Origin of the sequence: Sorangium sp. So ce693 (assembly GCF_051521375.1) — a bacterium.
Classification (GTDB): domain Bacteria; phylum Myxococcota_A; class Polyangia; order Polyangiales; family Polyangiaceae; genus Sorangium; species Sorangium atrum.
This window is the reverse complement of the sequence record NZ_CP150347.1, coordinates 9,819,196-9,833,042: the sequence shown is the minus strand read 5'-3', so window position 1 is coordinate 9,833,042 and position 13,847 is coordinate 9,819,196. Positions and strand designations below refer to the sequence as shown.

Genomic DNA, 13,847 nt, shown 5'->3' with positions numbered 1-13,847 from the left:
GGGGCAATTAAAAATTGAAGAGGAGACGGGCGCGCGCGCGCCGGAAAGCGGGAGAGGTAACGCGCGGCGGCGGAGGTGCGGGCGTGCTCTCTGCGAATTGGTCGCGGCCCTGGCGTTCTGTATACTCTCCATGTCATCGCAATGAACATGCGCGGACGCTGGAGTGCTCTCCTGTTCATCGGCGCGGCGGCGCTCCTCGCGCTTGCCGGCAGGGCGGAGCGCGCCTCGCACGATTCGGGCTCTGCTCCCGGAGGGCGCGGACCGCCGGGCCACCCGCACTTCGAGAAGGCGCTCGACGTGGAGGTGTTCCAGCGCGGAAACATCCACACGCACACGTCCCTGAGCGACGGGGACAGCGAGCCGCGCGACGTCGTCCGCTGGTACCGCGAGAACGGGTATTCCTTCGTGGCGCTGACAGACCACAACCAGCGCGTCGATCCTGCGATGTTCCAGGATCCCTCGTCGACGTCGAATTTCGTCGTGATCCCCGGCGAGGAGGTCACGATGTGGGCAGAGGGGAAGCCCGTGCACGTGAACGCGCTCTGTACGCGCGCGACGATCGGCGGGGGCGCCTTCCTGACCAAGGGGGAGGCGCTGAAGTGGGCGATCGGCCGTGTGTGGGCGGAGGGGGGTGTGGCGCTCATCAACCACCCGAATTTCGACTGGACGTTATCGGCCGGCGACCTCCTGGCGGCGCCCGCGGCGGAGCTCCTGGAGATCCACAGCGGGCACCCGTATGTGTACACGGACGGCGACGCGACGCGCCCATCGCACGAGGCGCTATGGGACGCTGTGCTGACGGTGCGCGGCGCCGCGGGAGGGGGGATCGTCGGCGTCGCGGTGGACGATCTGCACCAGCTCATGGCCGGATCGGGCGCGCCGCCCGCGGGGCCCGGCCGCGGGTTCATCGAGGTGTTCTCGCGGGAGGCGTCGCGCGCCGCGATCTGCAGCGCGCTCGCCGGGGGACGGCTCTACGCGTCGTCCGGGGCGAGGCTGCGGAGGATCGCGATCGCCGGGGACGCGTTCTCGGTCTGGCCGGTGGCGGCGGGCGCGGTCGTCGAGTTCGTCGGGCGGGGCGGGCGCGTGCTGGAGCGGCAGCAGCCCACGGAGGGCCGGGCGACGTACCGGCTCCGCGGCGGGGAGCGGTACGTGCGGGCGCGGATCACGCGGCCGGACGGGAAGCGGGCGTGGACGCCGGCGTACGCGACCGTGGAGCCGTGAGCGCCGCGGGCGTCGCGGGCGCTGCGGACGCCAGATTGCCCTCCCCAGCGGCTCACGCCCCCCCGCGCTTCCCGTCCAGCCGGGCCAGCACCGCGCGCGGCGACATCGTCGCCCGGTAGACATAGATCTCCCCGGCTTCGTCGTCGCCCAGCACCTCCTCGCTCACGCGGAGCTGCTTGCCGACCGCGAGCAGGATCCTCGCCGGAAACCCCTTCCGGATCAGCTCGACGCGCCGCCACACCGCGTCCCGGCTCCAGAACCCGAACGCCTCGAGGTACACCTCCTCCCCGGTCTCCGCGTTCAGGAACACCAGGTCAGGGACGCACACCACCTCTCCGGGCAGCGCGAACAGCCGCTCGTTCGGCGACACGGTCCAGGGCGACCCGAGCTTCCTGAACCCCTCGCAGAACGCGTCCAGCTCGGGTGTCGTCTCTGCGAGCTCGCGCCCATGGTACAGGAGGCCGTCCGCCGGGCCGATCTCGACCGCGAGCGGCTCCTTGTCGCGCCCCCAGCGCAGGTCGGCCCGCAGCCGGAACGAGGCGCACGAGAGCACCGACGGCAGGAACATCGCGAGCCGCAGGCCATACCGCTGCACCGCGTCGAACAGGCTGAACGGGCCGTCGAGCGCGATCGTGTAGCCGGAGACCGGATCGCCCTGGACCACGTGGATGAGCCCGTGGAAGCGCGCCGCCCGGAAGATCCGCCGGTACCGCTGGGCGCTCTCCCCCTCGATGCGGATCGTCACCTGCGTCGCCCGGAGGAGGATCGACTGCGCCAGCGCCAGGTTGTACCGATCCAGCAGGATCTCGGGCGCGTCCGCGGCCGCGCGCCGGAGGATCTCGGCGCCGCGCAGGTCGGCGTACAGGCCCGCCTCGATCGCGGCGGGCGTCGTGCCGAGCCGGGCGGCCACCTCGTCGAGCACGGCCGCGCGATCGAAGCGGGCGCGGACGTCGAGGGCGCGGTGCGCCGCCGCCGCCGCGTGGAACAGCTCGCGCCGGAGCGCCTCGGGATCGACGCCCTCCTGCACCTCGTACTCGCAGCCGTCCTCGAGCACCTTCCTCAGGCCGAGCGAGGCCACGCGATCCCGCGCGGGCACCTCGATGGCGTCGAGCGCGGCCTCGACGTCGTCGCGGCGCTCGCCGACGCGCTGCGAGAGGATGTCGAGGTACGCCCGCGCGACCGGCAGCAGGCGCTCGGCGGCCGCCCCGCGGAGGTACTGCGGCACGACCATCCCGCCCCGGCGGCGGACGCGGACGAGGTCACTGGTAAGCAACGTGCTCCCGGCGCTTGTCGCTCACCCGCTGCTCGCTCGTGCCGAGGGCCACGAGCTCGTAGAGGATCGCCGTCTTGTTCTCGCTCCGGCGCAGGATGCGGCCGAGCCGCTGGACGTGCTCCCGCACCGAGCCGCTGCCCGACAGGACGATCGCCACGTTGGCCTCGGGCACGTTGACCCCCTCGTTCAGCACCTTCGAGGTGACAACCGCCGACAGCGCGCCGCGGTTGAAGGCGTCGAGGATGGCGCTGCGCTCCTTCACCTTGGTCTGGTGGGTGATCGCCGGCAGCAGGAACTGCCGCGAGATCTGGTAGACCGTGGCGTTGTCCTCGGTGAAGACCAGGGTCCGATCGGCGCGGTGGGCGTGGAGCAGCCGGGCGAGGACGTCGATCTTGCCGGGCGCGCACAGCGCGAGGCTGCGCTGGCGGCGGTACGCCTCGAAGGCGCGGCGGCCGGCGTCGGACTGCGAGCTCAGCAGGATGAACTGGCCCCACCCCTCGGGCATGCGGATGCCGCTCGCGCGCAGAAAGCCGATGTACACGGCGCGCGCCGTCTCGTACGCGGCGCGCTCGTCGTCCGAGAGCGGCACCTCGAGCCGGACGACGTCGTAGGCCGCGAGGTACTGCCCGGAGAGCTCGGTGATCTCCCGGCGGAAGACGATCGGGCCGATGAGGTCGTCGTAGCCCCGGCCGTCGGCGCGCTCGGGCGTGGCGGTGAGGCCGAGGCGGAAGGGCGCGAGGCACATCTTCGCGGCGAGCGCGTACGACGGGCTCGGCAGGTGGTGGCACTCGTCGAAGATCACGAGGCCGAAGCGGGCGCCGAGCCGGTCCATGTGGGCGTGCGCGGAGTCGTAGGTGGTCACCGTCAGGTCGAGGACGTCGTGATAACCGCCGCCGAGCAGGCCGATGGGGACGCCGAACGCGGCGGAGAGCCCGTCGTACCACTGGTTCAGGAGATCCAGGGTGGGGACGACCACGAGCGTGCTGCGCTGCCGCGCGGCGATCGCGAGCGTCGCGACGAACGTCTTGCCCGCGCCCGTCGGGAGCACGACAACGCCCCGGCTGCGCCGCCCGGCCCAGGCGTCGAGCGCCTCGCGCTGGTAGGGGAACGGGTCGTGCTTGGCGAGCGGCGCGAGCGGGAGCGCCTCGTACTTGCGGGCGCCGTCGGTGAACGGGACGCCGCGGGCGCGGAGCCTCAGGACGAGCTCGGCGTAGTCGATCGCCGGCACGCGGTAGACCCGCTCGCGCGCGTCCCAGCGGCAGGACGCGGGCAGGCACGCGGGGTCGAGCGGCGCGCCCTCGGCGGGATCGCCCGCGTCGCCGCCGTCGGGCTCGTCCGCGCGCTCGTCTGCGTTTGATGCCAGCGCGCTGCTGTCGATCGCAGGCGCAGCCGCGAGCGCCGGGCGCGGGGCGAGGCCTTCGATGCGGAGGGTGCCGCCCTGGAAGCTCAGGGCGATCGGCGCTGTGCGGACCGGCTCGGTCATCGGCGCGCTCTTTTGCCGCGGGCAGGGCCGCGTGCCAAGCGGAGATGGCCGGCGATCAGGCCAGCTCGGTCGGCATGACCGAGGCGCCCCGGAGCGGCGCGCGGTAGCGCACCCAGACGAGGGGGGACTCGTGCAGCGTGATCGTGAGGGCGCTTCCGGCGCTCACCGGGAGCTTGCGGCCGAGCTCGCGGTGGATGTAGCGCGCGATGAGCTCCGGCGTCGAGCGCTTGCCCTCGAACGCGGGGTGTTCGTCGAGGTTCCGGTAGTCGATCTCGGCGAGCACGGCGCGCAGGCCATCCCGCAGCGCGCTCGTCTCGACCACCTGGCCGAGGGGCGAGAGCTCCTCGCGCTCCACCTCCACGCTGACCGTGTACGTCGCGCCGTGCAGGCGCTGCGCAGGGCCGAACTGCACGCCCTTGAGGCTGTGGGCCACCATGATGTGATCGCGGACGCCGACGGTGTACATGGGTCCACTATACCCGCCCCACCGGCGCTGGAGGGAGATCCCAATCGCCTGTCACGGCACACCGGAGTAAGGTGGGGGCGACCCCCCGTCCAGCCCCCGCCGCGGCGGACGGGTTCGTGCGGGACGCAGTGACCGGTTGACCGTTGCCAGGGAGGATCGCCGATGAACAGCGAAGCGAGCGTGCTGGCCCCAGGGTTCCTCATCGCGTCGCCGCCGCTCGGCGATCCGAACTTCGACCGGACGGTCGTGCTCTTGGCGGTGCACAGCGAGGGCGGGGCGCTGGGGTTCGTGGTGAACAGGCCAGCGCCGATGACGCTGGGGGAGCTCCTGTCGTTCGCGGGTTATGGCAACGACCTGAAGGACCCGGCGCCGGTTTACCTCGGCGGGCCGGTCCAGCCGAGCTCGGGGTGGATCCTGTGCCTCGATCCGGCGCTCGGGGCCGAGGAGACAGGCGTGATCCCGGTGGGCTCCCGGGTGCGGGTCACGTCGTCCCGGAGCGCGTTCGACACGCTCGCGGCCGACGCGGTGCGCGGCACGGCCGCCGCGGACGACCCGCGGCGCAGGACGGTGCTCCTCGGTTACAGCGGCTGGGGGCCCGGCCAGCTGGAGCGAGAGATCGCCGGGGGCGCGTGGCTGCCCGTGGCCCTCGACGAGCGGATCCTGTTCGACGTGGCGGCGGACCAGCGCTGGGAGCAGGCCTATGCGCTGCTCGGCCTGCGCCCCATCGAGGTAATGTCGATGCGAAGCATCGGCGAAGCCTAGGTGAGGGGCAGACCCGCTTCGGATACGGGCCCATCTCGACGTTTTCGGTGCTCGGCGTACAAGAGTACGCCTGTGCGCCGAAAACGCCGATCTGGGCCCGTCTCCTGTGCGGGTCTGCCCCGCTGGCGTCCTCCTATGGGAAGAGGGCAGGGGATGACCCGATTGACGCGGCGGCCGTGAGGACGAACGTTGGCGGCCCGTCACGACTGGGCACGGAGGGCGCTCCCGGCGCCGGATTCGGTCCAGCGAGCGAAGAACACACGATCTACGAGAGGAGCGATGATGGAGATCAATATCGGAATCGATGCGAAGAACCGCGAGCTGATCGGCGCCGGGCTGGGACGCGTCCTCGCGGACACGTACACGCTCTATCTGAAGACCCACAACTTCCACTGGAACGTCACGGGGCCCATGTTCCAGACGCTCCACCTCATGTTCGAGCAGCAGTACAACGAGCTGGCGCTCGCCGTGGACCTGGTCGCCGAGCGCATCCGGGCCCTCGGCCTCCCCGCGCCGGGGACCTACAAGCAGTTCGTCGCGCTCTCGACCATCAAGGAGGACGACGGCGTCCCCAAGGCCACAGACATGATCAAGCGCCTCGTCGAGGGCCACGAGACGGTCGCGCGCACGGCGCGTGAGCTCTTCCCCGTGGCCGAGAACGCCAACGATCAGCCCACCTGCGATCTGATCACCCAGCGCCTGCAGGTCCACGAGAAGACCGCCTGGATGCTGCGCAGCCTGCTCGAGTAGCCCCCGCGTTGCGATGCGACCGCCGGCCGAGCGAGGCCGAATGGCACTACGCAGCGGCCGGCGGCGACGAGGAGCGCACGTATCCCTGGGGCGACACGTTCGTCGATAACCACGCGGTCTTCGGCTGCTACGGGGCCACGGAATCGTCAGGCGGCCCGTGCACGATAGGCGACATCCTGAAGGTCGGCGCGGGATCGAGCGAGGGAGGAGACGGACGGTGGGGGCAGGCGGACCTGGCGGGGAGCCTGTGGGAGTGGACGCTGGACGGGTACAGCAACAGCTATACGATCTCGAGCGGGGACATCGATCACTGCGACAACTGCGCGAACCTGACCGATACCGGCGATCGCGTCATCCACGGCGGATCGTTCGAGGACGATCCGGATCGCCTGATGGCGTCCGAGCGCCTTCCCAGCAAGCCCGCCGAGCGCTACTACGGCATCGGCGCCCGGTGCGCGAGGGATAGGTAGCGTCGCCCGCGCGGCGCTCCGGACACGGCGTCCGCCGCGGGGCGTCGCGTCGCCTTCCGACTTCCGACTTCCGCCCGGCTCAGCGCGCGTTCTTGACGAGGAACCCCTCGCCGTCGATCGCCACGGCGCGCTCCTTCAGCAGGCGGCCGACGGCTCGCTTGAACGCCTTCTTGCTCAGGCCGAAGAGCGCCCGGATCTCCTCCGGACTCGAGCGATCGCCGACCCTCGGCGCGCCCGGGCGCGAGAGCCGCGCGAGGATCGCCTGGGCGTCGTTCTCGACCTCCTCGTGCGCGTGACCGCGGAGCGAGAGCTCGATCCTCCCGTCGGGCAGCACGCTCGCCACGCGGAACCGCGCCGCCTGGCCGCGGGAGAGCGCGTGCGGCTCGTGGGCGGGGAGCAGGCCGACGAACCTGCGCTCGACGATGACGAAGAGGCCGATCCCCGGCTCGTTGCGCCACGCCTCGCCCTCGACCCACTCGTCGAGATCGAACTCGCCCTCGTCGCGCAGCATCTCGCTCACGCGCATCGTCCCCGCGAGGCGCCCGGTCCTGTCCACGAGCAGCCCCACCGGGTGCCGCTCGCCGACCCGCGGGTCGCGGGTCTGCTCCGCGCGGGGGATGAGCAGCTCCTTGAGCAAGCCCCAGTCGACGAAGGCGCCGAAGGGCGCGACGTCGGTGACCGTCAGAAAGGCGACCTCGCCAAGCGTGACCTTCGGCCGGCGCGTCGTGGCGATGGGGCGATCCTCGGAGTCGAGGTACACGAAGACCTCGAGCGCGTCTCCCTCCCTGGCGCCCTCGGGCACCTCGCTGCGCGGCAAGAGGAGCACCGGCGCGTCCGGGCGAAGGTCGCCCGGATCGGCCGAGAGGAAGGCGCCCGGCGGGCCGAACCGCCGCACCGGCAGGGTCACCACGCGCCCGAGGAGATGGTCGTACGGCATCGGCGCGCAGTCTTGCACAGGGCCAGGGCGCGCGGTCGGTCGGTCGCGTCTCTTTTTGACGCGATGACCTCCCGATCCCACAAATGAAGTCGAAGCTGCCTGAAAGATGCCAATGGTGAGCTGCCAAGGCGCCAGGGACGCCAAGGGCGGCATGTCCTCTCGGCGGCCTTGATGGTTCATTTCTCGCTTGAACGACGCGAGCGATCTTCTAAGAAGGCGAACGGGGTGAAGCTCTTCCAGGTCCTTCGGGGCGCGCCGCCCGCTGTGGCTCCGCGCGCGACGAGCGCGTCTCGTCGGGCGTGGAAGCGACTCGCGGTCGCCGCCGGTCTCCTGCTCGTCGCGCCCGTCGTCGTGGCGCACGGCCGCGTATGGCTCGACGGCGCGACGCCGTCTGAGAGCTCTGGCAGCCCCGCGCGCGGCCGGCTGCTGCACGGGCACCCGCTCCGCCCCTCGGGGCCCGGCTACGTGACCTACTCCTACCTGGGCGCCAGCCTCGGGCGCCAGTACGTGCACGGCGCCGTTCGCGGCGCGCTGGAGGAGGCGTTCGCCGCGTGCGCGGCCGCCAGGCCAGGGCGGCGCTTCGTCGTCGGGGAGACGGGCCACCGCGATGGCGGCCGGTTCTGGCCGCACCGCACGCACCAGAACGGGCTCAGCGTCGATATCTTCGTCCCGCTGCGCGACGGCGCGGGGCGGCCCGCGGACGTGTCGACCTATCCCTGGAACGAGCTCGGTTATGGCCTCGAGTTCGACGCGCAGGGCCGGTGGGGCGAGCTGATGATCGATTTCGACGATCTCGCGCGGCTCCTGTCGGCGCTGGACGAGAAGGCCAGGCCAAGGAAGCTCCGGATCCAGCGGATCTTCCTCGCGCCTGAGTACGTGCCGCTGCTGCTCGCGAGCCCCGCGGGCCGCAAGCTGGGCTCCCTCGCAGGGGCGATCCCACTCGGCCCGGTGTGGTGGCGACACGACGAGCACGTGCACATCGATTTTGCGTTCGCGGCCGGCGGCCCACTCTGAGCGAAGTCATCGACGGGTTGATGGCGCCGGAGCCGCTCGCGCTGCTCCTTCTGCCGGCCCAAGCCACGACCGAATCAGGCCCGTCGCTCGCCTCCACGCACGAGGCCGGCGGCTTGACGAGCCGGTTCCATGACGTTACCGCTGGGAAGGCCCGCGAGCGGCGCGGGTCGCGTGTCGCGCAGCGGGGAGGCGTGGAGCCCGCCATGGACGACCGCTCCGGATACCGCATGTACGTGTTCCGCAGCGGCCGCCGCGACGTCCCGGGGCGGCGGCTCGTCGACGAGCTCGCGGTCGACCTCCAGGCGATCGCCGGCCCCGGAGGCGCGGAGCGCCCTCGGGACGTGGTGCTCCGCGCCTTGATCCGCGCTGGCGAGCTCGAGTCCATCCTCACCGACGCCGGCGCGGAGGGCGCCTCGGCGCTGGCGCAGCTCACCGACGATCTCGCCGCCGCGCTGATCGACGGTGACGGCGCGCTCGCGATCGCGGACGGCCCGACGTCTGACCACGGACAGCCCGACGTCGGGCCACGACCAGCCAGACGTCTGGCCACGCCCGAGGCCCTCATGGCCGTCGAGGTCCCGGTGACCGTCTCGACCTCGCCGCCCGAGGGGTTCTCGTTCTACGCGCTCCACCCGCTCGATTTCGCCCGGCTGGCCGAGCGGCTCGCGTCCCCGCCGGCGCCGGTCCGGGTCGTCGGCATCCGCAGCATCGGCACGACCCTGAGCGCGGTGACGGCCGCGGCGCTTCGCCGGCAGAGGATCCGGGCCGGGCGCATGACCGTGCGCCCATCAGGTCACCCCTATGACCGCCGCGTCGAGCTCGATGCCGGGCAGCTCCGCTGGGTCGAGGACGGCATCGCCGAGGGAGCGCGGTTCTGGGTCGTCGACGAGGGGCCGGGCCTCAGCGGCTCCTCGTTCCTCGCCGCCGGCGACTCCCTGGTTCGCGCGGGCGTCCCGCGCGCGAGCATCGTTTTCCTCGGCTCCCGCGCGCCCGACCCCGACGCGCTCGTCGCGCCGGACGGCGCCCGCCGCTGGCGGTCCTTCCGCTCGGAGCGCGCCGAGGGCGGGGCGCAGCTCCCCGGAGACGCGGGCGAGCCCATCGGCGCCGGGGCGTGGCGCCGCCGCTGCTACGAGGACGAATCGCGCTGGCCGCCCTCGTGGACATCCATGGAGCGCCTCAAATACCTTTCCCGCGACGAACGCCGGATCCTCAAGTTCGAAGGGATGGGCCGCTACGGCGCGGAGTGTCTGGAGCGGGCTCATGGCGTCTTCCGGGCTGGTTTCGGGCTGGAGCCGCGCGACGAGGGCCAGGGATTCTTCTCGTATCCATGGCTCCCTGGCCGCCCGCTCCAGGCCGATGAGCTGTCCGCCGCGGAGCTCGAGCGCCTGGCCGACTACTGCGCCTTTCGCGCCTCGGCCTTCCCTGTGCCGAGCCCTGAGGCCGACGAGCTCATGGCGATGGCACGCACCAATTTCTCGCTGGAGATGCGGAGGGAGCTCCCGGGTGAGCTCCACCTGGAGCTCGCGCGTCCGGTGATCGTCGATGGCAGGATGGATCCCCACGAGTGGCGCAGATCCGCCTCGGGCGAGCTGGTCAAGGTGGACGCCTGCGGGCACGGCGACGATCACTTCCTCCCTGGCCCCGCGGACATCGCCTGGGATCTCGCCGGCGCCATCGTCGAGTGGCGGATGCCGCGAGGCGCCCGGCGCGCCTTCCTGGAGCGGTACCGGCGCCGCTCCGGCGATGATCCCGGGCGGCGCCTGCCGGCGTATCTCCTCGCCTACACGCTCCTGCGTCTGGGTCACGCCGCGATGGCGGCTGCGTCGCTCGCGGACGAGGGCGAGGCGCTGCGCCTCTCCGCGGCGCGACACCGCTATCGAGCGGCCCTGATCGAGGGCCTCCGCCCCGCGGCCGCCTCGCGGGCGCTCGGCTAGCATTGCGTGCCGGAAATCGCGCCAGGAATTCTGCGACGGCGAGGCGGGCGCGGATGACATCTCAATGAATTTCATTCTGTTCTGAGTGATTCACCGCCGAGCGGCTAACGCGTCGCCGGTAGCCGTCGCGTCGCCCGCTGCGGGCGGGCCGGCGTCGACATCGACCGCGCCCGTCGCGCGGTTGCGCAGCGGGCCGTTCGCAAGATGGATCGTGATCGACGACGGAGAATGCATCTCCTCCCACATTCTCCGTGATGCCTTCCTGCCTGGCGGATAGCCGCCGCTCTCTCTCGAAGTCACCTTTGCGCATTGACAGGCTCTCCGGGAGTGGAGCGCGGCACCGAAGAGAGCCGACGCGCGACGGTGAGCACCGGGGAGCTGTGCTTTGCGGTCGGCTCGCCTTAAGAAAGGAGCGTTCCAGCAGGGTCGTATCGGAGGGTCGCCATGAAAAACTCGTTCGCAAGTCAGGTCCCGGTCTGCATTCCCAAGCTTCCGCCGCCGGAAAAATGGAAGGAGCTGGCCGTGCAGGCGAAGGCCGTTCGTCCGGACAACCTGCCGCCGGGCTTCAATATCGACGACATCGATCCCACCGAGCACGGCAGGCTTGCGCTCGTCATCAGGCTACGGTGGCCGAAGACGGGGGTGAGGCTCAGCGTCGGCTTCCTCGACAATCCGGAGCCCGCGCTGCGGCGCAAAATCCTCGCGTACGCGAACATGTGGAACAGGACTGGAAATATCCAATTCGTCGAGACGCAGTCCTACGCGGCGAGCGCGGACGTCCGCCTCGCGCGTGGCGAAGGGGGCTACTGGTCGTGGCTCGGCATCGACATTCTCAACCACCCGGGTCAGCAGACGATGAACCTCCAAGGGTTCACGCTGAACACGCCGGATTCCGAGTTCGAACGGGTCGTTCCACACGAGTTCGGCCACACATTGGGGTTCCCGCACGAGCACCTCCGCGCGCAGATCGTCGAGCGCCTCGATTTCGAGAGGACGATCGCCTACTTCATGCGGACCCAGGGCTGGAGCCGAGAAGACGTGATTTTCCAGGTGCTGACGCCGCTCGAGGAGAGCTCGATCTTCGGCACGGCCAGGCCCGATGAGGAATCGATCATGGCCTACCAGATCCCCGGCGAGTGCACGAAGAGCGGGAGACCGATCCTCGGCGGAGTGACGATCAGCGACAGCGACTACGCCTTCGTCGCGCGCGAATATCCGAAGCCCTAGCGCTGAGCCGAGCCGAGCGCTGGTGCCGTAGGCGTCCGCCGCGCGCGCGTCCGTCGCGCGTGGCGGATTGACGCTCGGTAGTCCCCTACTATGAAGGTTCGCCATGAAGACCAGGAAGACCAAGCCAGCTGCTCCCCGCGCTCCCAGGGCAATGAGGCGGCCCGAGATCCCGCTCTCCCCGCACGCGGAGCGCGCTGCGGCGAGCCTCCACGTGGTGCTGATCGGTATCGACGTTTACTCCGGCGGAGTCTCCCCGCTCCGCGGCTGCGTCAATGACATCGACGAGATCCAGGAGTTGCTGCTGAATCGGCTGGGCGTGCCGGCGAATCGGATAAAGCGGTTCGCCGCCCCCCTGCGCGGCGGCCCGCCGCGGCCGACGACGGTGCCGACGCAGGCGCCGACCCAGGCGAACCTGATCGCGGCGCTCACCGCGCTCGGGGATGAGGTGCAGCCGGGCGACCGGGTGTTCATCTATCACTCCGGTCACGGCACGCGCAGCGAGGTGATCGATCCGAGGGACAACAGTCGCTATTATCGCGAGGCGCTGCTGGCGACGGACAGCAATATGGCGGATGGGGAGAGGCTCCTCTTCGATTGGGAGCTGAACAGGCTGCTCGGGAGGATCGCGGAGCGAACGCCGGCCGTGACGGTGGTGCTCGATTGTTGCTTCTCCGCGGGGGCGACGCGGGAGGTGCCGGAGAAGGGGGTACGCCCGCGGTTCGTCGAGTCGCCGCGGCCGTTCGTGCTTCGGCCCGAGGTCGCGCCGCCCCCGGCGACGGGGGAGCGAGGTGCAGCGAGGAGGCTGGGCGTCGGTGCGGGCGATTTCATGGTGGTAGCGGCCTGCCTCGACGACGAGCGGGCCCGCGAGTCGGACGGCAGCGGCGGTGAGCCTCCCGCACCAGGCCGGCAGCAAAAGACGCATGGCCTGCTCACGCGCGCGCTCGTGGATCAGCTGAGCGCGCTCGAGGATACCACGCTGTCGGAGCTGCGCTGGGGCCAGATCTGGCGCACGGTGGTCGCCAAGGTGGAGGCGCTGAACGCGAATCAGCACCCGTGGCTCTCGAGCTCCCCGGTGAGACGGGTGTTCGGCGGGCCGCCGGAGGAGGGAGACATCGGCTATTCCGTGACCTTCGATGCGGCGAGCGCGACCTATCGACTCAACGCTGGATCCCTGGTGGGCGTCACCGAAGGCGCGGTCGTGGCGCTCTATCCGGAGCTAGGGACGCCAGGCGCGACGGCGGTGTTTCCGCCGGTCGGCACGCCAGAGGATGTGAGAGAGCGAATCGGCCTCGTTCGCGTGATTTCGACCGCCCCCGCGACGTCGTCTGCGAAGGCCGATCCTGCGATGCCCCCGCCTTCGCCGCCGCCGAGCGCGCTCATGCGCGGTCGATTGATCCGGCCCGGCGAGGCAGCGAAGCTCGTCGTGGCGCTCGCGCCGCACGACGAGGCGATGGCGAACCGGCTCGCCGCCTCGCCGTTCCTGAAGATCGCGCAGGCGGGGGACAAGGGCCAGATCACGGTGGTGCAGCGCTCGGACAAGTCCTGGGCGATCACCGACGACATCTACGGGACCGGGGAGGAGCCGGGGCCGCCCCTGCCGACGCTGCCGTTCCTGGCGAACACCGCGCCGCCGGCCGACGCCAGGGACATCGCGGTCGCTCTGGTGGAGCACTATTACCTCTACGCCGCGCCCCTGCGAATCGCGCGCAACTGCGCCGATCTAGAGCATTGCCTCCAGATGACGCTCCTCGATTGCAACAAGCAGATCGGAGTGCTGCCGCCGGAGCTGGCCCAGAACCCGCCGCTGCCAGCGCTGCAGCCAGGCAGGCGGCCCAATTACGAGGTGAAGGCGGGCCGCTTCGACACGGTGAACGACAGGTGGATCACGCTCGGAGACTGCTACTGTATCCAGATCGAGAATACCTCGGACATCGACCTGTGGGTCACGCTCGTCAATTGCGACGGCGAGGGGCGCGTGAGCATCTACGCGAGCCGCTACCTCATCGCAAGGAAGAGCCGCGCGACCTTCTGGTCTTCCTCCGGCGTCCTCGGGGATCCGATGTGCGCGACGCTCGCGGCGGGGCAATCGCTCGGGGTGGATCGCTTCGTGGCAATCGCGACGACGAACAACACAGCGTCGCTCGATTACCTCAGGCGTGATACGTCCTTCGCCGAGATAGCGAGCGGAGTCGAGGAAAAGGGCGAGCACGCGCGCGGCGCATCGGAGCGCTGGACCGCGGACGTCGTGGTGGTGCGAATGACGGCGAAATAGAGCGGCTTCGGGTCGATGGCGGGGGGCGGTGACGAGTG

At 70.9% G+C, this 13,847-nt stretch carries 12 protein-coding genes; 8 read left to right on the top strand and 4 right to left on the bottom strand.

Annotated elements, in window-relative coordinates:
* Positions 1-141: 141 nt before the first annotated feature.
* The gene (locus tag WMF14_RS36730; RefSeq protein ID WP_437793874.1) at positions 142-1,221 is read left to right on the top strand and encodes a PHP domain-containing protein; all 1,080 of its coding nucleotides are present in this window, start codon (positions 142-144) and stop codon (positions 1,219-1,221) included.
* 52 nt (positions 1,222-1,273) lie between these two features.
* Here the strand turns inward: WMF14_RS36730 and WMF14_RS36725 are convergent, their stop codons facing one another.
* The 3 genes from WMF14_RS36725 to WMF14_RS36715 are packed head-to-tail and all read right to left on the bottom strand — an operon-like array spanning position 1,274 to position 4,443.
* Positions 1,274-2,494: a DUF790 family protein gene (locus tag WMF14_RS36725; protein WP_272095807.1), complete on the bottom strand. Its 1,221-nt coding sequence runs from the start codon at positions 2,492-2,494 to the stop codon at positions 1,274-1,276.
* Positions 2,481-3,977, bottom strand: coding sequence for a DEAD/DEAH box helicase (locus WMF14_RS36720; protein WP_437793871.1), 1,497 nt, complete (start codon positions 3,975-3,977; stop codon positions 2,481-2,483). Before WMF14_RS36720 ends, WMF14_RS36725 begins: the two co-directional genes overlap by 14 nt.
* Positions 3,978-4,032: 55 nt before the next feature.
* The gene (locus WMF14_RS36715) at positions 4,033-4,443 is read right to left on the bottom strand and encodes a 6-pyruvoyl trahydropterin synthase family protein (RefSeq protein ID WP_272095805.1); all 411 of its coding nucleotides are present in this window, start codon (positions 4,441-4,443) and stop codon (positions 4,033-4,035) included.
* Positions 4,444-4,605: 162 nt separating this feature from the next.
* Here WMF14_RS36715 and WMF14_RS36710 point away from each other — a divergent pair, with 162 nt between their 5' ends.
* The 3 genes from WMF14_RS36710 to WMF14_RS36700 all read left to right on the top strand — a co-directional run bounded on the left by WMF14_RS36710 (position 4,606) and on the right by WMF14_RS36700 (position 6,425).
* Positions 4,606-5,205 (top strand): YqgE/AlgH family protein, encoded by a 600-nt coding sequence (locus WMF14_RS36710; protein ID WP_272095804.1) that lies wholly within the window; start codon positions 4,606-4,608, stop codon positions 5,203-5,205.
* Positions 5,206-5,484: 279 nt separating this feature from the next.
* On the top strand, positions 5,485-5,955 hold the full coding sequence (locus tag WMF14_RS36705; RefSeq protein WP_012239415.1) for a Dps family protein: 471 nt from the start codon (positions 5,485-5,487) through the stop codon (positions 5,953-5,955).
* A gap of 8 nt (positions 5,956-5,963) precedes the next feature.
* Positions 5,964-6,425, top strand: a complete 462-nt coding sequence (locus tag WMF14_RS36700; RefSeq protein ID WP_437793867.1) for a formylglycine-generating enzyme family protein — start codon at positions 5,964-5,966, stop codon at positions 6,423-6,425.
* A 79-nt stretch (positions 6,426-6,504) separates the two neighbouring features.
* Here the strand turns inward: WMF14_RS36700 and WMF14_RS36695 are convergent, their stop codons facing one another.
* Entirely contained in the window at positions 6,505-7,362 is an 858-nt protein-coding gene (locus WMF14_RS36695) for a CvfB family protein (RefSeq protein WP_437793865.1), read from the bottom strand.
* 225 nt (positions 7,363-7,587) lie between these two features.
* On the opposite strand from WMF14_RS36695, the gene WMF14_RS36690 reads away from it, so the two are divergent.
* The 4 genes from WMF14_RS36690 to WMF14_RS36675 all read left to right on the top strand — a co-directional run bounded on the left by WMF14_RS36690 (position 7,588) and on the right by WMF14_RS36675 (position 13,809).
* A complete protein-coding gene (locus WMF14_RS36690; protein WP_437793862.1) occupies positions 7,588-8,376 on the top strand; it encodes a penicillin-insensitive murein endopeptidase in 789 nt (262 codons plus the stop codon).
* A 203-nt stretch (positions 8,377-8,579) separates the two neighbouring features.
* The gene (locus tag WMF14_RS36685) at positions 8,580-10,310 is read left to right on the top strand and encodes a hypothetical protein (RefSeq protein WP_437793859.1); all 1,731 of its coding nucleotides are present in this window, start codon (positions 8,580-8,582) and stop codon (positions 10,308-10,310) included.
* 444 nt (positions 10,311-10,754) lie between these two features.
* Positions 10,755-11,537 carry a M12 family metallopeptidase gene (locus WMF14_RS36680; protein ID WP_437793857.1) on the top strand — a complete coding sequence of 261 codons (783 nt, stop codon included), beginning with the start codon at positions 10,755-10,757 and terminating at the stop codon, positions 11,535-11,537.
* 103 nt (positions 11,538-11,640) lie between these two features.
* Positions 11,641-13,809 (top strand): caspase family protein, encoded by a 2,169-nt coding sequence (locus WMF14_RS36675; RefSeq protein ID WP_437793854.1) that lies wholly within the window; start codon positions 11,641-11,643, stop codon positions 13,807-13,809.
* Positions 13,810-13,847 lie beyond the last annotated feature (38 nt).